The 19,767-nt window shown below is 56.4% G+C and carries 19 protein-coding genes; 18 read left to right on the top strand and 1 reads right to left on the bottom strand.

All coding sequences use genetic code 11. From position 1 onward, the window contains the following. Positions 1–5 precede the first annotated feature (5 nt). The 6 genes from NSQ51_RS05655 (at position 6) to spoVM (ending at position 5,213) form a co-directional block, all read left to right on the top strand. Positions 6–755, top strand: a complete 750-nt coding sequence (locus tag NSQ51_RS05655) for a Stp1/IreP family PP2C-type Ser/Thr phosphatase (protein WP_033011190.1) — start codon at positions 6–8, stop codon at positions 753–755. A 5-nt stretch (positions 756–760) separates the two neighbouring features. After that, positions 761–2,737, top strand: coding sequence for a Stk1 family PASTA domain-containing Ser/Thr kinase (gene pknB / locus NSQ51_RS05660; protein ID WP_121649925.1), 1,977 nt, complete (start codon positions 761–763; stop codon positions 2,735–2,737). Positions 2,738–2,741: 4 nt separating this feature from the next. Then, on the top strand, positions 2,742–3,623 hold the full coding sequence (rsgA, locus tag NSQ51_RS05665; protein WP_033016062.1) for a ribosome small subunit-dependent GTPase A: 882 nt from the start codon (positions 2,742–2,744) through the stop codon (positions 3,621–3,623). A gap of 3 nt (positions 3,624–3,626) precedes the next feature. After that, positions 3,627–4,283, top strand: a complete 657-nt coding sequence (gene rpe, locus NSQ51_RS05670; RefSeq protein ID WP_033016061.1) for a ribulose-phosphate 3-epimerase — start codon at positions 3,627–3,629, stop codon at positions 4,281–4,283. Between the two features lie 115 nt (positions 4,284–4,398). Beyond that, entirely contained in the window at positions 4,399–5,049 is a 651-nt protein-coding gene (locus NSQ51_RS05675; RefSeq protein ID WP_033011184.1) for a thiamine diphosphokinase, read from the top strand. Positions 5,050–5,132: 83 nt separating this feature from the next. Beyond that, positions 5,133–5,213: a stage V sporulation protein SpoVM gene (spoVM, locus tag NSQ51_RS05680; protein WP_033011182.1), complete on the top strand. Its 81-nt coding sequence runs from the start codon at positions 5,133–5,135 to the stop codon at positions 5,211–5,213. A gap of 39 nt (positions 5,214–5,252) precedes the next feature. Here the strand turns inward: spoVM and rpmB are convergent, their stop codons facing one another. Beyond that, positions 5,253–5,438 carry a 50S ribosomal protein L28 gene (gene rpmB, locus NSQ51_RS05685; protein WP_033011180.1) on the bottom strand — a complete coding sequence of 62 codons (186 nt, stop codon included), beginning with the start codon at positions 5,436–5,438 and terminating at the stop codon, positions 5,253–5,255. 226 nt (positions 5,439–5,664) lie between these two features. Here rpmB and NSQ51_RS05690 point away from each other — a divergent pair, with 226 nt between their 5' ends. From NSQ51_RS05690 to smc, 12 genes are all read left to right on the top strand, one after another. After that, on the top strand, positions 5,665–6,027 hold the full coding sequence (locus NSQ51_RS05690; protein ID WP_033011178.1) for an Asp23/Gls24 family envelope stress response protein: 363 nt from the start codon (positions 5,665–5,667) through the stop codon (positions 6,025–6,027). 17 nt (positions 6,028–6,044) lie between these two features. Continuing rightward, positions 6,045–7,715 (top strand): DAK2 domain-containing protein, encoded by a 1,671-nt coding sequence (locus NSQ51_RS05695; RefSeq protein WP_033016058.1) that lies wholly within the window; start codon positions 6,045–6,047, stop codon positions 7,713–7,715. A 67-nt stretch (positions 7,716–7,782) separates the two neighbouring features. Beyond that, entirely contained in the window at positions 7,783–8,445 is a 663-nt protein-coding gene (gene sdaAB / locus NSQ51_RS05700) for an L-serine ammonia-lyase, iron-sulfur-dependent subunit beta (RefSeq protein WP_033011174.1), read from the top strand. 67 nt (positions 8,446–8,512) lie between these two features. Further along, positions 8,513–9,397, top strand: a complete 885-nt coding sequence (gene sdaAA, locus NSQ51_RS05705) for an L-serine ammonia-lyase, iron-sulfur-dependent, subunit alpha (RefSeq protein ID WP_033016053.1) — start codon at positions 8,513–8,515, stop codon at positions 9,395–9,397. Next, positions 9,394–11,442: an ATP-dependent DNA helicase RecG gene (gene recG, locus NSQ51_RS05710; RefSeq protein WP_033016052.1), complete on the top strand. Its 2,049-nt coding sequence runs from the start codon at positions 9,394–9,396 to the stop codon at positions 11,440–11,442. Before sdaAA ends, recG begins: the two co-directional genes overlap by 4 nt. Before the next feature lie 113 nt (positions 11,443–11,555). Then, positions 11,556–12,152 (top strand): transcription factor FapR, encoded by a 597-nt coding sequence (gene fapR, locus NSQ51_RS05715; RefSeq protein ID WP_033011168.1) that lies wholly within the window; start codon positions 11,556–11,558, stop codon positions 12,150–12,152. After that, positions 12,136–13,119, top strand: a complete 984-nt coding sequence (gene plsX / locus NSQ51_RS05720; RefSeq protein ID WP_049624361.1) for a phosphate acyltransferase PlsX — start codon at positions 12,136–12,138, stop codon at positions 13,117–13,119. The genes fapR and plsX overlap by 17 nt, the downstream gene beginning before the upstream one ends. 20 nt (positions 13,120–13,139) lie before the next feature. After that, positions 13,140–14,081 (top strand): ACP S-malonyltransferase, encoded by a 942-nt coding sequence (gene fabD, locus NSQ51_RS05725; protein WP_033016045.1) that lies wholly within the window; start codon positions 13,140–13,142, stop codon positions 14,079–14,081. A gap of 7 nt (positions 14,082–14,088) precedes the next feature. Then, positions 14,089–14,832, top strand: coding sequence for a 3-oxoacyl-[acyl-carrier-protein] reductase (fabG, locus tag NSQ51_RS05730; RefSeq protein ID WP_033011164.1), 744 nt, complete (start codon positions 14,089–14,091; stop codon positions 14,830–14,832). 60 nt (positions 14,833–14,892) lie between these two features. After that, positions 14,893–15,126, top strand: coding sequence for an acyl carrier protein (gene acpP, locus NSQ51_RS05735; protein WP_033016040.1), 234 nt, complete (start codon positions 14,893–14,895; stop codon positions 15,124–15,126). Positions 15,127–15,307: 181 nt separating this feature from the next. Next, a complete protein-coding gene (rnc, locus tag NSQ51_RS05740) occupies positions 15,308–16,048 on the top strand; it encodes a ribonuclease III (RefSeq protein ID WP_033016039.1) in 741 nt (246 codons plus the stop codon). Positions 16,049–16,189: 141 nt separating this feature from the next. Further along, the gene (gene smc / locus NSQ51_RS05745; RefSeq protein ID WP_049624362.1) at positions 16,190–19,753 is read left to right on the top strand and encodes a chromosome segregation protein SMC; all 3,564 of its coding nucleotides are present in this window, start codon (positions 16,190–16,192) and stop codon (positions 19,751–19,753) included. The last annotated feature ends 14 nt before the right edge of the window (positions 19,754–19,767 follow it).

The following is a 19,767-nucleotide window of genomic DNA, read 5'->3' on the forward strand; positions in this document are numbered from 1 at the left end:
ATCGGATGCGAGCCGTTTTCCGAACTGATATCGGCCAAATTCGCGAGCATAACGAAGACAACGGCGGTGTATTTGTCAACGAAAGCGGCCAATATTTCGCGGTTGTCGCCGATGGAATGGGCGGTCACCGCGCCGGCGATGTGGCGAGCGCGATGGCGGTGGCGCACTTGCAAGAGCAATGGGAGCAAGCGCCGTGCGTTTCCTCGCCGGCTGAGGCGGAGCAGTGGCTGAAAGTGCAGATCGCAGCCGCCAATGAGCGGCTGTTTCGCTACGCCCTCTCCCATCCGGAATGCCAAGGGATGGGAACGACGGTCGTCGGCGCCATTTGCGCTGGGCCGTTTGCCACCATCGCGCATATCGGCGACAGCCGCTGCTACTTATTGAACCAAAACGGAATTCAACAGTTGACCGATGACCATTCTCTTGTCAATGAGCTGGTCAAAAGCGGGCAAATTTCCAAAGAGGACGCCGAACACCATCCACGCAAAAACGTGCTTTTGCGGGCGCTTGGCACCGAACCGGCCGTGAAGGTCGATATCAAAACCGTTTCCATCGATGACGGCGATATGCTCCTGCTATGCTCGGACGGATTGTCAAATAAAGTGCCCGAGGCAGACATCGTGCAAATTTTGACCGGTGCCGGCGCGCTTGAAGAAAAAGCGCAGGCGCTCATCGAATTGGCGAACGGGCGGGGCGGAGAAGACAACATTTCGCTTGCAGTCGTTGATTTTTCAGTGGAACGTGAAGGTGGGTGATCGGCGTGCTTATCGGAAAGCGATTGAACGACCGCTACAAAATCATCAGCCTGATCGGCGGCGGCGGCATGGCGAATGTCTATTTGGCCCGCGACATCATTTTGGAGCGCGATGTCGCCGTGAAAGTGCTCCGCCTTGATTTTGCCAACGACGACCGGTTTATTAAACGGTTCCGCCGCGAAGCGCAGGCGGCGACGAGCTTAAATCATGAGCATATTGTGCCGATTTACGACGTCGGCGAGGAAGAAGGCCTTTATTATATCGTGATGGAGTATGTGCGCGGTTCGACGCTGAAACAGTACATTCAGCAGCATGCCCCGCTTCCGGTCGAGCGGGCGCTTTGCATCATGGACCAACTGACGTCGGCCATCGCCCATGCCCATGAGAACGGTATTATCCACCGCGACATTAAACCGCAAAACATTTTGCTTGATGAGCACGGCAACGTGAAAGTGACCGACTTCGGCATCGCGGTGGCGATGAGTGGAACGACGATTACACAGACGAAATCGGTGCTCGGTTCGGTTCATTATTTGTCGCCGGAGCAGGCGCGCGGCGGCATTGCCACTGAAAAGTCGGACATTTATTCGCTTGGCATCGTCATGTTTGAGCTTGTCACCGGCCGGCTGCCGTTTTCCGGCGAATCGGCCGTTTCGATCGTGCTGAAGCATTTGCAGGCGGAAACGCCGTCGCCCAAGGCGTGGAATCCCGACATTCCGCAAAGCGTCGAAAATATTATTTTAAAAGCGACGGCGAAAGACCCGTTTTACCGCTATGAATCGGCGCGCGCCATGAACGAGGACATCCGGACGGCGCTGGACCCGAGGCGGCGCAACGAGGCCAAATTCACGATCCCGGATGACGGCGATGAAGCGACGAAGGCCATCCCGATCATAAAACATCCGGAAAGCGCCGCGCTTGAGCCGGAGACGCTTGTCTATGAGGAAAAGGCGAACGAGCCGGCCAAAGCGGATGACGAGCCAAAGGCGAAGCCGAAACGGAAGCGGGTCTGGATCGCCTGGCTTGCCGCCGTCATCCTATTGCTTGGAGCGGCCGGCGTGAGCGCGCTCACATGGATTCCGGACGTGTTCTTTCCAAAGGAAGTGACGGTGCCGGATGTCGTCAATAAAGACTATGACGAAGCTGTTGAACAGTTGTCGGCGCTCGGCTTGGAAATCAAAGACACGATCGATGTCGAAGATGATGCAATAGAAGAAGGAAAAGTCGTGCGCACCGACCCGGAAGCCGGAATGACGGTGAAGCAAGGGGCCGGCATTGTCATCTATAAGAGCGCCGGCAAAAAGAAAATCGAGTTTCCAAGCTTTATCGGCGACGATATTTCGGCCGCCGAGGAGGAGCTGCGCGCGGAAGGGTTCACTCGCATTACGCGCAACGGCCGCCATAGCGATAAGCCGGAAGGGACGATTTTGGATCAATATCCGTACGCCGGCGATGAAGTCGTGCCGAGCGAAACGGAAGTGATGTTCACGGTCAGCCTCGGTCCGGAAACCGTAACGCTCAAAGACTTGAGCGGCTATACGGAAAAAAGTGTGCGCGACTACGGCGAAGACCAAGGGCTGCGCATTGAAGTGAAGTACGAGTATTCCGATGAAGTGCCGAAAGGGCTTGTCATCTCGCAAACTCCGGCAGCCAATGAGCAGGTGGAAAAAGGCGAGACTGTTACGGTCGTCATTTCCCGCGGCCCGGAGCCGAAGCCATCCAAAACGGTCATCAAAGAAATCGTCATCCCATACGAGCCGGCGGAAAACGGACAGGTGGTGGAAGCCCAGCTTTACATTCAAGATGCGAACCATAACATGACAACGCCATATAAAACGTACCGGCTGACAGGGCCGGCCACGGAGATCGTAGAGTTTGAAATTCCATACGGGGAGACGGCGTATTATCGCGTTATTGTCAACAATGTTGTCAAAGACGAAGGATCGATTCCATATCCAGAACACGGCGGAAAAAAGGAGTGAGGCTATGGCAGAAGGGCAAATCATCAAAGCGTTGAGCGGATTTTATTACGTGCTCTCGGAAGGGAATGTGTTTCAGTGCCGCGGGCGCGGTGTGTTTCGCAAGCAAAAAGTGACGCCGCTTGTCGGCGACCGCGTCGTCTTTACGGCGACAAGTGAGACGGAAGGCTACATTTTGGACATTCGCGAGCGGCAAAATGAACTGGTGCGGCCGCCGATCGCCAACGTCGAGCAGGCGATTTTAGTTTTTTCTGCCGTAAGCCCGGACTTTAGCGCCAAGCTGTTGGACCGCTTTCTCGTCTTAATCGAATCGAAGGAAATTGCGCCGATTATCGTCATTAGCAAAATGGATTTGCTCGATGGCGAGGCGAAAGACGCGATCGCCCGTTATGCAGGTGATTACCGGCGCATTGGCTATGAGGTGATTGAGACGTCGACCGTGACAAAAGACGGCCTCGATAAGCTGGCGGCGCACCTGCGCGGCCGCGTCTCGGTCGTTGCCGGACAGTCCGGCGTCGGCAAGTCATCGCTGTTAAATGCGCTTCGCCCGGATTTGCGGCTGAAAACCGGCGATATTTCCACCCATTTAGGGCGCGGCAAACATACGACCCGCCACGTCGAGCTGCTGGAGGTGGCCGGCGGGCTCGTCGCCGACACACCGGGGTTTAGCGCCCTCGAGTTCGACGATATTGAACTTGACGAGCTGCCGCGCTATTTTCCGGAATTCCGGGAATACGGAGAAGGGTGCAAGTTCCGCGGCTGCCTTCATGTGGCCGAACCGAAATGTGCGGTCCGCGAGGCGGCTGAGGCTGGGGACATTCCGCCGTACCGCTACGACCATTATTTAAGTTTTGTTGCGGAAATGAAAGAACGAAAGCCGAGGTATTGAACGATGATTCGAATTGCGCCATCGATTTTGTCAGCTGATTTTTCCCGTTTGGCCGAGGAAATCCGTTCGGTGGAAGAAGGCGGAGCCGATTGGCTTCATGTCGATGTCATGGACGGACGGTTCGTGCCGAATATCACGATCGGGCCGCCGGTCGTTGCCGCCATTCGCCCGGTGACGAAGCTGCCGCTTGACGTTCATTTAATGATCGCCGACCCTGACCGATACATTCCGGCGTTCGCCAAAGCCGGGGCGGACATCATCTCCGTCCACGCCGAGGCGTGCGTGCATTTGCACCGGACGATTCACTTTATTAAAGAGCAAGGTGTCAAGGCCGGGGTCGTGTTGAATCCGCATACGCCGGTTGAGACAATCCGCCATGTCATCGCCGACGTCGATCTTGTTCTATTGATGACAGTCAACCCGGGGTTTGGCGGGCAGGCGTTCATTCCGTCCGTCGTGCCGAAAATTCGCGAAGTCGCCCGTTTGGCCGGCGAACAAAACAAGACGCTGGACATCGAAGTGGACGGCGGCGTCAACGCGAAAACAGCGCCGCTTTGCGCCGAAGCCGGGGCGAATGTGCTCGTCGCCGGGTCGGCCATTTACAATGAGGCGGACCGGGCGGCGGCCATTCGCGCTTTGCGAGAAGCGTGCGCCAAGTAGAGAACGGGCTCCTGCATCCGGCAGCCGCTGCAACGGTAGGCGGTGAGCGCCGGAAAAGCCAGGCAAGGCGAAACAAGGCTTTTTCTTATTGAAAAAGGCGAAGGGGGGAAGGGGAATGGTGATCCATATTGTCGGCGGCGGCCCGCGTGAGCTTCTCCCTAGCTTGCGCCGCTATGACGGCGCGGATGTGCATTGGGTCGGCGTCGACCGCGGCACAACGGCGCTGCTTGAAGCCGGCCTCCAGCCGGTGCGGGCGTTTGGCGATTTCGATTCCGTGCCGGCTGAAGAAGTGGCCAAGCTTCAGCAAATGCTTCCGGATTTGGAAATATGGCCGGCAGAAAAAGACAAAACAGATATGGAGATCGCCCTTGATTGGGCGGTGGAACAGGACGCCTGCCACATCCGTCTGTTTGGCGCCACCGGCGGACGGCTTGACCATCTGTTTGGCAATGTCGAGCTGTTGCTGAAATACGCCGGCCGGCCGATTGAAATCGTCGACCGGCAAAATGTGTTGACCGTCCATCTGCCCGGCGTGCATACGATCACACGCGACGATCGATACCGCTATGTGTCTTACATCCCGATTTCTGAAACGGTGGCGGGGCTCACGCTTATTGGATTTAAATATCCATTGGCCGACTGTCATATTTCCCGCGGCTCCACACTATGTATTAGTAACGAACTTATCCAATCTTCCGGTACTTTTTCGTTTTCGGAAGGCATATTAATGATGATAAGGAGCAGCGATTTTGCCGGCTGCCCGTAGTTGCGATTGGTCAGCAACGGAATATACTGGATAAGGAAATGGCGGGAAGTGCGTGATATGACGGGTGTGAGGAGGGAATCGGGATGAAGTTTTATACGATCAAGCTGCCGAAATTTTTAGGCGGAATTGTGCGGGCGGTGTTGAACGCGTTTAAAAAAGGGTAAGAAAAAAGCACCATTTTTGGTGCTTTTTTTGTTGAACGGTTAGACGCGTTTTACTTTTCCGGATTTCAGGGCGCGCGCCGAAACCCAAACGCGTTTCGGTTTGCCGTCGACTAAAATGCGCACTTTTTGCAAGTTGGCTTTCCACGTGCGGCGGCTGGCGTTCATGGCGTGCGAACGTGTGTTGCCGAACGATTTTTTCTTGCCGGTAATGAAGCATTTCGCCATCGTTTTTCCCTCCTTGCTTTTACATCCCTCTAAAAACACTATTATAATTTATCATACAACGGAAGGGATTGCAATAGACGCGCTCTTTCTCTTTCAAGAAAATGTCCTTGACATATATTTCAGTTTTCGGCTAAATAATACTAGTGGGCGGCCGAGCGCTTTGAAAACAGAAAACGTTATAGTACAATGGGGGTAGCTGTGCGAGATACGCAAAGGGGGAACGAACATGTCAATTGAATGGCAAACAAAATATGGGCGCATTGAAATTGCCAATGAGGTCATTGCCATGATTGCCGGGGGAGCGGCCGTCGATTGCTACGGCATTGTCGGAATGGCGTCGAAAAATCAAATTCGCGACGGGCTGTCGGAAATTTTGCGCCGTGAGAACTTTTCCAAAGGAGTTATCGTCCGCGAGGAAAACGGCGAAGTACATATCGACATGTACATCATCGTCAGTTACGGGACGAAAATTTCCGAAGTCGCCCACAATGTGCAGTCGAAAGTGAAATATACACTCGATCAGACGCTTGGATTGGCGGTTCAGTCCATCAACATTTACGTCCAAGGGGTTCGGGTGGTGAATCCGTAGTAAGGGGGAATCAGCCGGTGGCAATGAGGACGCTTGACGGAAGACGGTTTGCCGATATGGTGCAGCAAGGAGCCGCGCATTTGGCGAACAACGCCAAGGCGGTCGATGCGCTGAACGTCTTTCCGGTTCCAGATGGCGATACAGGAACAAACATGAACTTGTCGATGACGTCCGGAGCGAAAGAGGTGAAGGCGCATGTCTCCGACCATATCGGCAACGTCGCCGCGGCGCTGGCGAAAGGATTGTTGATGGGGGCGCGCGGCAATTCCGGCGTTATTTTGTCGCAGTTGTTCCGCGGGTTTGCCAAAGCGGTGGAAGGCAAACCGCAAGTGGACGGCTTCGAATTTGCCGCCGCCCTGCAAGCGGGGGTTGATACGGCCTATAAGGCGGTGATGAAGCCGGTCGAAGGAACGATCCTCACCGTAGCGAGAGAGGCGGCGCGAAAGGCAATTGAAACAGCGAAAAAAGATCGCGATGTCGTATCGGTGATGGAAGCGGCGCTTGCGGAGGCGAAAGCCGCGCTCAAGCGCACGCCGGAGCTGCTGCCGGTCTTAAAGGAAGTCGGGGTTGTCGACAGCGGCGGCCAAGGGCTTGTGTACGTGTACGAAGGATTCCTTGCCGCTTTGAAAGGAGAAGCTGTCAGCACCGCTCCCGCCGAAGTGCCGATGGAAGAGCTTGTAAAGATGGCTCATCATCAAAGCGCGCAAAGCCATATTCATACCGACGAAATTGAGTTTGGCTACTGTACGGAATTCATGGTTCGGTTTGAGAAGGACAAACTGGCCCAGCATCCGTTTTCCGAAGAAGTGTTTCGCCGCGACTTGAGCCGATTTGGCGATTCTTTGCTTGTCGTCGCCGACGACGAGCTTGTCAAAGTGCACATCCATTCGGAAACGCCGGGCGAGGTGTTGACCTACGGCCAGCGCTACGGAAGTCTCATCAACATTAAAATTGAAAACATGCGCGAACAGCATGCCAACATCGTCGGCAAAGAGGCGGAACGGCCGCTGCAAGCCGGCGCGGAAGAAGCGAAGCCGTACGGCATCGTTGCCGTCGCGATGGGCGCCGGCGTGGCCGAATTGTTTCAAAGCATCGGCGCGCACGCGGTCATTGAAGGCGGACAGACGATGAACCCAAGCACCGAAGAAATCGCGGAGGCCATTCGCCGCGTCAACGCGGAGACGGTGTTCGTGCTGCCGAACAACAAAAATGTCGTGATGGCGGCCAAACAAGCGGCCGAGCTTTCCGAGCGGCAGGTGATCGTCATCCCATCGAAAACCGTTCCGCAAGGCATGGCGGCGCTCTTGGCGTTCAATCCAGCGCAGTCAGCCGAGCAAAACGAGCGGGCGATGACGGCGGCGCTTTCGCGGGTGAAAACGGGGCAAGTGACGTTTTCCGTGCGCGATACAACAATCGATGGCGTCGAAATCGAAAAAGGCGACTACATGGGGCTGTTCGATGACCGCATCGTCGTCGCCGATAAGGACAAGTTGGCCGTGACGAAGCGGCTGCTTGATGCGCTCATTGACGAGGAAAGTGAAATTGTCACCATTTTGTACGGCGAGGATGCGACCGAAGTGGAAGTGGAAACTGTTGTCGCCTATCTGGAAACGGAATATGATGGAGTGGAAGTCGAAGTGCACAACGGCCGGCAACCGCTCTATCCGTTTATCATTTCCGTCGAATAATATTATGTTAAAATAATAGAAGGGAGCATTCCCTTCTATTTTTTATACGAACGGAGGAAAGGCACCGATGAAATATAAAAGCGTCTTTGACATCATCGGCCCGGTGATGGTCGGACCGTCAAGCTCGCATACCGCCGGGGCGGCGCGCATCGGCCTCGTCGCGCGCAAGCTGTTTGGAAGACAGCCTGAATGGGCGCACATCTCGTTTTACGGCTCGTTTGCCGAAACGTACCGGGGGCATGGGACCGATGTGGCCATCGTCGCCGGGCTGCTTGGATTTGATACGTTTGATGAGCGCATCCCGGACGCTCTGGCGATCGCTCAGGCTGCGGGAATGGACGTCTCGTTTTCCGCCGAAGAGGCGATTCCGCATCACCCGAACACGGCGCGTGTGCGCATTGGCGACGGAAAAGGGGAGCTTGAGCTTGTCGGCGTGTCCATTGGCGGAGGGAAAATTGAAATCATCGAGTTAAACGGGTTCGAGTTAAAGTTGTCGGGCCATCACCCAGCGCTATTAATCATGCATAACGACCGTTACGGGACGATCGGGGCGGTGGCCAGCGCGCTGGCGAAGCATGCCATTAATATCGGCCATATGGAAGTATCGCGCAAGGAAAAAGGGAAGGAAGCGCTGATGACGATCGAAGTCGATCAACCGTTGACCGACGAGCTTTTGCAAGAGTTGGAGCAGCTGCCTAACATTATTCAAGTAACCAAACTCGTTGATTAAATCGAAAACGGTTCCATGTTTTGCGAAGACAGCCATGATGACGGACAGGAAGGATGGGGAAAAGAGAATGTTTCGCAATGTTGCCGAGCTTGTTGCATTGGCGGAAAAAGAGCAAATCAAAATCGCTGAGGTGATGATCCGCCAAGAAGTCGGAGTGAGCGGGCGCAGCCGGGAGGAGATTATGGCGCAAATGGAGCGCCACCTCGAAGTGATGGAGCGGGCTGTTGAAAGAGGGCTGCAAGGAGTCGTTTCCCGCTCGGGGCTGACAGGCGGCGATGCGGTGCGGGTGCAGCGCTATATCGAGCAGGGCCGCTTTTTGTCCGGGGAAACGATTTTGGATGCCGTCAGCAAAGCCATGGCGACAAATGAAGTGAACGCGGCCATGGGCGTCATTTGTGCGACGCCGACAGCGGGCTCAGCCGGCGTTGTCCCCGGGACGCTGTTTGCCGTGAAAGAGCGGTTGAATCCGACGAGAAAAGAAATGGTCGAATTTTTGTTCACCGCTGGGGCGTTCGGCTATGTCGTTGCCAACAATGCTTCCATCTCAGGGGCGGCCGGCGGCTGTCAAGCCGAAGTCGGTTCGGCAGCCGGCATGGCGGCTGCGGCGCTCGTTGAGCTGGCCGGCGGAACGCCTGCTCAAGCAGCCGAAGCGATGGCGATCGCCTTAAAAAATATGCTAGGATTAGTATGTGATCCTGTCGCTGGCTTGGTCGAAGTGCCGTGCGTCAAACGGAATGCGATGGGGGCGGCCAACGCCATGATCGCTGCTGATATGGCGCTGGCCGGTGTAAAAAGCCGCATTCCGTGTGATGAAGTGATCGAGGCGATGTACCGCATCGGCGCGGCCATGCCGGTGGCGCTGAAAGAAACTGCGCAAGGGGGGTTGGCCGCGACGCCGACCGGCCGCGCCATCGCGGCCCGCATTTTCGGCGCTTCTGCGGCATCGAAGTGAACGAAACGATGCAACAGCCGGTGACGGCGGTCAAAGGCATCGGTGAAGAAACGGCGGCGGCGCTCGCCGACATCGGCATCACAACCGTCGGCGACCTGCTCATGTATGCGCCGTACCGGTATGACGATTACGAACAAAAAGATCTAGCCGCCGCCCGCCATGAAGAAAAAGTGACAGTGGAAGGGAAGGTGCACAGCGCCCCGCTTGTAACGTATTACGGAAAAAAAAAGTCGCGCCTTTCCTTTCGCCTGCTTTCCGGCCGCTATTTAATCACGGTTGTCTGCTTCAACCGCCCGTATTTGAAAGAAAAACTCGCCTTCAATGAAACGGTGACCGTAATCGGCAAATGGGACCGGCACCGGCAGGCGATCAACGCCTATGAGCTTCGTTTCGGGGCCGCCCCGGAGACGGCCGGCATTGAACCGGTCTATTCGGTGCGCAGCCCGCTGACGGTCAAAACGATGCGCCGGCTCATGAAGGCGGCGTTCGCCCAGTTTGGCGCGCACATTCCCGATCCGCTGCCGCCCGCTTTGCGCCGCGCCTACCGTCTTGTCGACAAGCAGGAGGCGGTTCGCGCCCTTCATTTTCCGCGCTCGCGTGAAGAGTTGCACCAGGCGCGACGCCGGCTCGTCTATGAAGAGTTTTTGCTGTACCAGCTGAAAATGCAGGCGTTTCGGCGAATTGTGCGCGACGGGCAGCACGGCGTCGCCCATTCGTTTTCCGAAGAGCGGCTGGCGGCGTTTCTTTCCGCTTTGCCGTTTTCATTAACGAACGCCCAGCGGCGCGTCATCAAGGAGATTTTGGCCGATATGCGGGCGCCAAGGCAAATGAACCGTCTTTTGCAAGGCGATGTCGGCTCCGGCAAGACGGTCGTGGCCGCCGTGGCGCTGTATGCGGCGGTATTGTCCGGCTTTCAAGGAGCGCTGATGGTGCCGACGGAAATTTTGGCTGAGCAGCATGCCCGCTCGCTCGCCGACCTGTTTGCCGGCACAGATGTCACGCTGGCGCTGTTGACAAGCTCCGTGAAAGGGAAGAGGCGCAAAGAGCTGCTTGCGGAATTGGAGGAAGGGGCGATCGACATCGTCATTGGGACGCATGCGTTGATTCAAGAAGGTGTACAGTTTCGCCGGCTCGGCCTCGCCATTACTGATGAGCAGCACCGGTTTGGCGTCGAGCAGCGTCGCATTTTGCGCGAAAAGGGGCATGCCCCGGACGTGCTGATGATGACGGCGACGCCGATTCCGCGCACGCTGGCGATCACGGCGTTCGGCGATATGGACGTATCAGTGCTCGACGAAATGCCGGCCGGGCGGAAGAAAGTGGAAACGTATTGGGTCAAGCATCATCAATTCGCGCGTGTGCTCGATTTTATCGAAAAAGAGCTTCGTCGGGGGCATCAGGCGTACGTCATTTGTCCGCTTATTGAAGAGTCGGAAAAATTGGATGTGCAAAATGCCATTGATGTTCATAGTCAGCTCGTCCACTACTACCGCGGGAAATATGAGATCGGCCTCATGCACGGCCGGCTGTCGGCCGATGAAAAAGAAGCGGTGATGCGAGCGTTCAGTGAAAACCGCATTCATGTGCTCGTTTCGACAACGGTCGTGGAAGTCGGGGTGAATGTGCCGAACGCCACCGTGATGGTCATCTATGACGCCGAACGGTTTGGACTTGCCCAGCTTCATCAGCTGCGCGGCCGGGTCGGGCGGGGGGACGCCCAGTCATACTGCATTTTAATTGCCGACCCGAAATCGGAAGTCGGCAAAGAACGGATGCGCATCATGACGGAGACGACGGACGGGTTTGTGCTGGCGGAAAAGGATTTGGAGCTGCGTGGTCCAGGCGATTTTTTCGGCACGAAACAAAGCGGGCTTCCGGAGTTTCAATTTGGCGATCCGGTGCATGATTACCGCATCTTGGAAGTCGCGCGCCGCGATGCCGCCAAACTCGTGTCGACGACGGCGTTTTGGAGTGATGAAGCGTACGCGGGGCTGCGCGCCGAACTTGAGGCGTCCGGCGTGCTCGATGGAGAAAAGCTAGATTAATAGGCAGGCGGCAAAATGTGACCGCTTTTCACTTTTTCTGCTTGCATTCCGTTTTTTGATATTATATATTACTTTTAGTACCTAGTCATAAAACCGGACGGTGTAACGAATCGATGAGAAAAAGCAAACGCGAACGGCAACGGCTGCTGCAGGAGACGATCCGGGAAAATCCGTTTATTACCGACGAAGAGCTGGCAGAAAAGTTCTCAGTCAGCGTGCAGACGATCCGCCTCGACCGGCTTGAACTGTCGATTCCGGAGCTGCGCGAGCGCATTAAACATGTCGCCCGCCAGTCGTTCGCGGATAAAGTGCGGGCGCTGCCGCTTGAGGAAGTGATCGGCGATATTATCGACATTGAGCCGGATGAGAGCGCCATTTCCATTTTCGATGTGAAAGAAGATCATGTGTTCCGGCGCACCCGCATCGCCCGCGGCCATCATTTGTTCGCCCAGGCGAATTCGCTCGCCGTTGCCGTAATCCATGACGAATTGGCGCTGACGGCGAAAGCGACGATCCGCTTTGTTCGTCAAGTCAAGGAAGGCGAACGGGTGGTGGCGAAGGCGAAGGTGACCGGCAAAACGGCGAACGGGCGCACGATTGTCGACGTAAACAGCTACGTCGGCCAAGAGCTCGTGTTTTCCGGAACGTTCGAGATGTATCGTTCAAACATAGAGAAAAAGGATGGCGACAGCAATGAACATCGCGATTGATGCCATGGGAGGCGACCATGCTCCACGCGAAATCGTCCTTGGGGCGGCTCGAGCCGCCGCGCATTTTCCCGACATTCATATTACGCTTATCGGCGACGAAGCGAAAATCCGTCCGCATGTGCCGGACGGAGGGCGCCTGTCGATCCTCCATGCCGATGAGGTGATTGAAGCGACCGATGAGCCGGTGCGGGCTGTGCGGCGCAAAAAAAACTCGTCGTTGGTGCGCATGGCGGAAGAAGTGAAAGAAGGACGCGCTGACGCGTGCATATCGGCCGGCAATACTGGTGCGTTGATGGCGGCTGGGCTGTTTGTCGTTGGGCGGATTGCCGGCATCGACCGGCCAGCGCTCGCGCCGACATTGCCTACGCTAGACGGGCGGGGGTTTGTCTTTTTGGATGTCGGCGCCAATGTCGACGCCCGCCCGGAGCATTTGCAGCAATATGCGATTATGGGGCACGTGTATGCCCAACAAGTGCGGGGCATCGCCAAGCCGCGCATCGGCCTGCTCAACGTCGGCACCGAAGATCAAAAAGGGAATGAAACCGTGAAGCGGGCGTTCTCCTTGCTGAAAGAAACGAACCTTCATTTCATTGGCAATGTGGAGGCGCGCGATTTGCTCAATGGCGTGGCCGATGTCGTTGTCGCTGATGGGTTTGCCGGCAATGTCGCCTTAAAAACGATCGAGGGAACGGCGATGGCGCTTTTTTCGTTGCTCAAGCAGACGCTGACAAGCGGCGCGGTCGCAAAACTCGCCGCCGCTGTCCTCAAGCCGAAGCTCGCCGGACTGAAAAAGATGATGGACTACTCCGAATACGGCGGGGCGGCGTTGTTCGGCTTGAACGCTCCGGTCATTAAAGCGCACGGCTCATCCGATGCGAACGCTATTTTCCATGCCGTCCGCCAAGCGCGCGAGATAGTGGCCCATGATGTCATTGGCACGATCAAAGCGGAGCTCGAGCGGACATAATGGATAAAGGAGGAAGCAAAATGGGTAAAATCGCCTTTTTATTTCCGGGACAAGGGTCGCAAACGGTCGGCATGGCCAAGGACGCCGCCGACCGCGACGCCCGCGCCCGTGCGGTGATTGAGGCGGCTGACGAGCGGCTCGGATTTCCGCTTTCTTCGCTCATGTTCAACGGGCCGCAAGCTGAGCTGACGCTGACGTACAACGCCCAGCCGGCGCTTTTGACCGCTAGCATCGCCTTGCTTCAGCTCGTAGACGGAGAAGGCTTGAAGGCCGATTACGTCGCCGGCCATAGTTTGGGTGAATACACGGCGCTCGTGGCCGCCGGCGCCATGTCGTTTGCCGACGCTGTCTATGCGGTGCGCCGCCGCGGCGAGCTGATGGATGAAGCGGTGCCGGCCGGCGAAGGGACGATGGCTGCCGTATTAGGGATGGAGGCAGAGGCGCTCGAAGCGGTGACGAACGAAATTGCCGCCCAAGGCCATCCGGTTGAGCCGGCCAATTTCAACTGCCCGGGGCAAATCGTCATCTCCGGTTCGAAAGCGGGAGTGGAAAAGGCGGGGCAGTTGGCGAAAGAGCGCGGCGCGAAACGCGTCATTTCGCTGGAAGTGAGCGGACCGTTCCATTCGTCGCTCATGAAGCCGGCGGCGGAAAAACTGCAGGCTGTTCTTGACAGCCTGGCCATTGAAGATGCTGCTGTTCCCGTCATCGCCAACGTAACGGCTGAGCCGGTGACGAAGAAAGAGGACATTGCCCGTCTTCTTATTGAACAGCTCTATTCGCCGGTGCGCTGGGAACAGTCGGTGCGCACGCTGTTGGCGCTTGGGGTCGACACGTTTGTCGAAATCGGACCGGGGAAAGTGTTGTCCGGTCTCGTGAAAAAAATCGACCGCAACGCCCGTGTTTATGCGGTAAACGATCTCGCTTCCTTGGAAACGACCATTGCGGCGCTGAAAGGAGAATAACAAAACAATGCTTGAAGGAAAAATCGCCCTCGTTACCGGGGCGTCGCGCGGCATCGGCCGGGCGGTTGCCTTGGAGCTCGCCCGTCAAGGGGCGAACGTCGTTGTCAACTATGCCGGCAGCGAGGCAAAAGCGAATGAAGTCGTTGAGATGATCCGCTCGCTCGGCCGCGAAGCGATCGCCGTCCAGGCGGACGTCGCCCGGGCGGAGGAGGTGGAGCGCTTGGTGAAAACAGCGCTCGACCAGTTCGGCCGCCTCGACATTTTGGTGAACAACGCCGGCATTACGCGCGACAATTTGCTCATGCGGATGAAAGAAGAAGAATGGGATGCGGTGATTAATACGAACTTAAAAGGGGTATTTCTTTGTACGAAGGCTGTGACACGGCCGATGATGAAGCAGCGCGGCGGCCGGATCATCAACATCGCCTCCGTCGTCGGGGTCATCGGCAACCCTGGGCAGGCGAACTACGTGGCGGCCAAAGCCGGCGTCATCGGATTGACGAAGACGGCCGCGCGCGAACTCGCCAGCCGGAACATCACCGTCAACGCCGTCGCACCGGGATTCATTACAACCGATATGACCGAAGCACTCAGCGAGGAATTGAAGGGGGAAATGTTAAAACAAATTCCGCTCGCCCGTTTCGGCGAGCCGGATGACGTCGCCCGCGTTGTGGCGTTTCTCGCGTCCGACGCCGCCGGCTACATGACCGGCCAGACGCTTCACGTTGATGGCGGCATGGTCATGCCGTAACAAAAGGCGGCTAGTATTTTCCCTGAGAATCGACTATAATCATGAAGGGAGGTGAACAGAATGGCAGACGTATTGGAACGTGTCACGAAAATCATCGTCGACCGGCTCGGGGTTGACGAATCGCAAGTGACGCTCGAGGCGAAGTTCAAAGACGATTTGGGTGCTGACTCGCTCGACATCGTCGAATTGGTCATGGAGCTCGAAGACGAATTCAACATGGAAATTTCCGACGAAGAAGCGGAAAAAATTGTCACAGTCGGAGATGCTGTGAACTACATAAAAAGCCATCTGTAATCCCGCTTTTTTGCAAAGTCCCGTTGCTCCGAACGGGGCTTTCTCTGCTTTTTAAGAGGCACACGGGACCTAGCCGCGGAAAAAAGGCGCCTTTGCCACTCGCGTAGCGGGATGGTGAACGGATATAATAAAGGATAGTATACGGCCAGTTTTGTCTGGAACGAAGTCGGAGGGCATTTTTATGTCAAAACAAAAAGACAAAGAACGCATCCACGAAAAAAGGCGGGCGAAGTTTCAAGAACTGCAAAGGAAAATCGGGATCACCTTCCAAAATGAAAAGCTGTTGATGCAAGCGTTCACCCATTCATCGTATGTGAATGAGCATCGGCGGCGGCTTCACGAGGATAATGAACGGCTCGAGTTTTTGGGCGACGCCGTGCTGGAGCTGACCGTTTCCCAATATTTGTTTCAAAAATTCCCACATATGAGCGAAGGGCAGTTGACAAAGCTGCGGGCGGCCATTGTCTGCGAGCCGTCGCTTGTGAAATTTGCCAACTCCCTGTCGTTTGGCGAACTCGTTTTGCTTGGCAAAGGCGAGGAGCTGACCGGCGGACGGACGCGCCCGGCGCTTTTGGCTGACGTGTTTGAAGCGTTTATCGGCGCCCTTTATTTGGATCAAGGAATGGAGGCGGTCCTCCATTTTTTAGGGCAAACGATCTTTCCAAAAATAGATGAAGGTGCTTTTTCTCATGTGATGGATTTTAAAAGCCAGCTGCAGGAACTCGTGCAGCGCGACGGCAGCGGGACGCTTGAATACACCATTTTGGAAGAAAAAGGACCGGCCCACAACAAAGAGTTCGTCGCCCGCGTGGCGTTAAACGGCCAAGAGCTCGGCATCGGTGTCGGCCGCTCCAAAAAGGAAGCCGAGCAGCATGCGGCACAAATGGCGCTTGAGACGCTGCGGGCTGCCGAGCGGCCATAGAAAGGCTGGCGCTTTTACGTCAGTCTTTTTGTATGAACATTTTTTCTCGACGCACTGTGGTGGTATATTGAAAACAGCAGCCTGTCCCGGTCCGCTCCGGCGGGCCGAGATCAAAGCGGAAAGATGGTGAAGCATCGTATCATGTTCCTGAAACGGTTAGATGTGATCGGCTTCAAATCATTCGCCGACCGCGTATCGATTGATTTTGTCCCCGGTGTCACGGCGGTTGTCGGCCCGAACGGAAGCGGCAAAAGCAACATTACCGACGCGATCCGCTGGGTGCTCGGCGAGCAGTCGGCGAAATCGCTGCGCGGGGCAAAAATGGAAGACGTCATTTTCGCCGGCAGCGACTCGCGCAAGCCGCTGAATGTCGCCGAAGTGACGATCACGCTCGACAACGAAGATGGCTTTTTGCCGCTTGAGTATCAAGAGGTGAGCATCACCCGGCGCGTTTACCGCTCCGGGGAAAGCGAGTTTTTCATCAACCGCCAGCCGTGCCGCTTAAAAGATATTGTCGATTTGTTTCTGGACTCCGGGCTTGGCAAGGAGGCGTTTTCGATCATCGGCCAAGGCCGGGTCGAAGAAATTTTAAGCAGCAAGCCGGAAGAGCGGCGTACGATTTTTGAAGAAGCGGCCGGTGTCTTGAAATACAAGCTGCGCAAAAAAAAGGCGGAAACAAAACTTGCGGAAACACAAGACAACTTGCATCGCGTCAACGACATTTTGCATGAGCTCGAACAGCAGCTTGAACCGCTTCGGATGCAGGCGTCAATCGCCAAAGAGTATTTGGAAAAACGCGAGGAGCTCGAGCGGTTTGAAGTGGCGCTTATGGTGCACGACATCGAGGAGCTGCACCGGCAATGGAGCGGACTGAAGGAAGCGCTTGATCGGCACCAGCAAGAGGAAGGAGCGCTGGCGGCGGCGTTGCACAAAATGGAAGCTCATATCGAACAGCTGCGCGACCAAATGGCGGCCATTGACGAGTCGATCGACGGCCTGCAGCAAGTGCTGCTGTTGGCAAGCGAGGAGCTTGAAAAACTCGAAGGCCGGAAGGAAGTGTTAAAAGAGAGGAAAAAAAATGCAGAAAAGCGGAAAGAGCAGCTTGAGGAGACTGCCGCCGCTTTAACGGCGAAACAGCGCCGTCTGGCCGAACGGCTCCGTGCAGAGCGGGCTGAGCTCGCCCGGCTTGAGGGCGCTGCCGCGGCGCTGGAGAAAGAGCTGAAAGAGAAACAAATGTCGCTTTCCGAGTATGAGGTTGATCTTGAGGAGGAGATCGAGCGGCGAAAGGGCGATTATATCGACCTTGTCCACGAACAAGCGGCGTTGAAAAACGAGCGCACGCATGTGGAGCAGGCGATCGGCAAGCTGCAGGCCAAGCGGGCGGCGCTCGACGAAGCGAACCGCCACCATCTTGCTGAACGCGAGCAGATAGAACGAAAACTGGCGGCTTCGCGTGCTGAGCAGTCCCGCCTTGAACAAGCCATCGCTGAGACGAGCGGGAAGCTGGCTCATATGACGGCCGCACTTGCGGCACAAAAGGCGGAGCTCGAACGGAATGAGTCGCTTTTGCAGCAGGCGCGTCAATACCGGCAGCAAACAAAAGCGCGCAAGCAATGGCTGGAAGAGATGCAACACGATTATGCCGGCTTTTTCCAAGGGGTGAAGGAAGTATTAAAAGCGCGCGACCGGCTTCCCGGTATTCATGGTGCAATCGTTGAGCTGATCCGCGTGCCGGACCGCTACGAAACGGCGCTCGAAACGGCGCTCGGCGGCGCGATGCAGCACATCGTCGTCGACAGCGAAGCGGCGGCGCGGCAAGCCATCCACTATTTGAAAACGAACGGCCATGGGCGGGCGACGTTTTTGCCGCTTGACGTCATTCAAGCGCGCGCCCTGTCGGAGCGGGAGCGGGCGATGATCAGCGGCCATCCGGCGTTTGTCGGCATCGCAAGCGAGCTGGTCGAGTACGATCGCGCCCACCAGGCGGCGATCGCCCATTTGCTTGGCCACGTCATCGTCACGGCGGACTTAAAAGGAGCCAATGAACTCGCCAAACTCCTTCAGTACCGCTATCGGCTCGTCACCCTTGACGGCGATGTCGTCAGTCCGGGCGGCGCGATGACCGGCGGCGGGGCGGCGAAAAAGACGGCTTCGCTGTTGGGCCGAGCCCGCGAGCTCGAGGCGATGGCTGCCAAATTGCGTGAAATGGATGAAACGATCGCCCGGCTCGAGCGCGATATCGCAGGGAAAGAGCGAGAGCGGGCGGAGCGGGAACGGGAGGCGGCTGCGCTGCAAGAGAAGATGGCGGCGCTGCAGCAGTCGTTGCAGGCGCAAAAAGACGAACAACGTGAACTCGACTGGCAAAAAAAGCGGATCGACGAGCGGCTCGCGCTGTACGATGAAGAAAAAGCGAACGATGAGCGTGAAGCGGCGGAACTCAACCGCCGTCTCGTCGCCGTTGACAGACAGCTTGAGCAGCTTGCCGGAAAGCTGCAAGCGATTGACGACGACATCAGCCGGCTGCAGGCGCAAAAACAGACGGAGCAAACGACAAAAGAAGCGCTGCAAGCCGCGATCACAGAACAAAAAGTCGCTTTGGCCGAGACGAAAGAACGGGTGAAACACGCGCGGCGGACAGTGGAGGAGCTTGAAACGGAATTGGCTGAAACGGCCCGCGAGCTCGAAGCAGCCGAACGGGAGCGCGCCGCCCTTGCCGCCGAAATGAACGCGCCGTCCTGGAACGAGGACAAACTGGAGCAACAGCGGCAGCAAAAGCTAGAAGACAAGCAAAAAACGATTGAACTCATCGCCAGCCGCCGCGAACAGCGGCTTGACTGCCAAGGGCGGCTTGAGCATTTGGAGCGGGAATGGAAAGAAGCGAAGCGCCAGCATAAACAGCTTGTCGATGTGGTCAAAGACGAAGAAGTGAAGTTGAACCGGCTGGACGTTGAGCTTGATAACTTGCTCACCCGGCTTGGCGAAGAGTATGGAATGTCGTTTGAGGCGGCCCGTTTGGCCTATCCGCTTGAAATCGGGGCCGAAGAGGCGCGCAAGCGAGTGAAGCTGATCAAGCGCGCCATCGATGAGCTCGGCACCGTCAATTTAGGAGCGATCGATGAATATGAGCGCGTTTCCGAACGGCACCGTTTTTTGAGCGAGCAAAAAGCCGATTTGGAAGAGGCGAAAGCGACGCTCCATCAAGTGATCGACGAAATGGACGAGGAAATGAAAAAACGGTTTTTTTCAACGTTCGAACAAATCCGCGCTCATTTCGGCGAGGTGTTCCGCGAGCTGTTCGGCGGCGGGCGCGCCGATTTGCGCCTGACTGACCCGAACGACTTGCTTGAAACCGGGGTGGAGATCGTCGCCCAGCCGCCGGGGAAAAAGCTGCAGCACTTAAGCCTGCTTTCAGGCGGTGAGCGGGCGTTGACGGCGATCGCCCTTTTGTTCTCGATTTTAAAAGTGCGCCCAGTGCCGTTTTGCGTCCTCGATGAAGTCGAGGCGGCGCTTGATGAAGCGAACGTGCAGCGCTACGCCCAATATTTGAAGCGGTTCAGCCGCGATACGCAATTTATCGTCATCACCCACCGGAAAGGGACGATGGAAGAGGCGGACGTGCTGTATGGCGTCACGATGCAAGAATCGGGCGTCTCGAAGCTCGTTTCCGTCCGTTTGGAAGACTCCAAGCAACTCGTGTCGTCATAGAAAGGAGGAGCCTC

It is taken from the genome of Geobacillus sp. FSL K6-0789, from assembly GCF_038593135.1.
Taxonomy (GTDB): domain Bacteria; phylum Bacillota; class Bacilli; order Bacillales; family Anoxybacillaceae; genus Geobacillus; species Geobacillus stearothermophilus.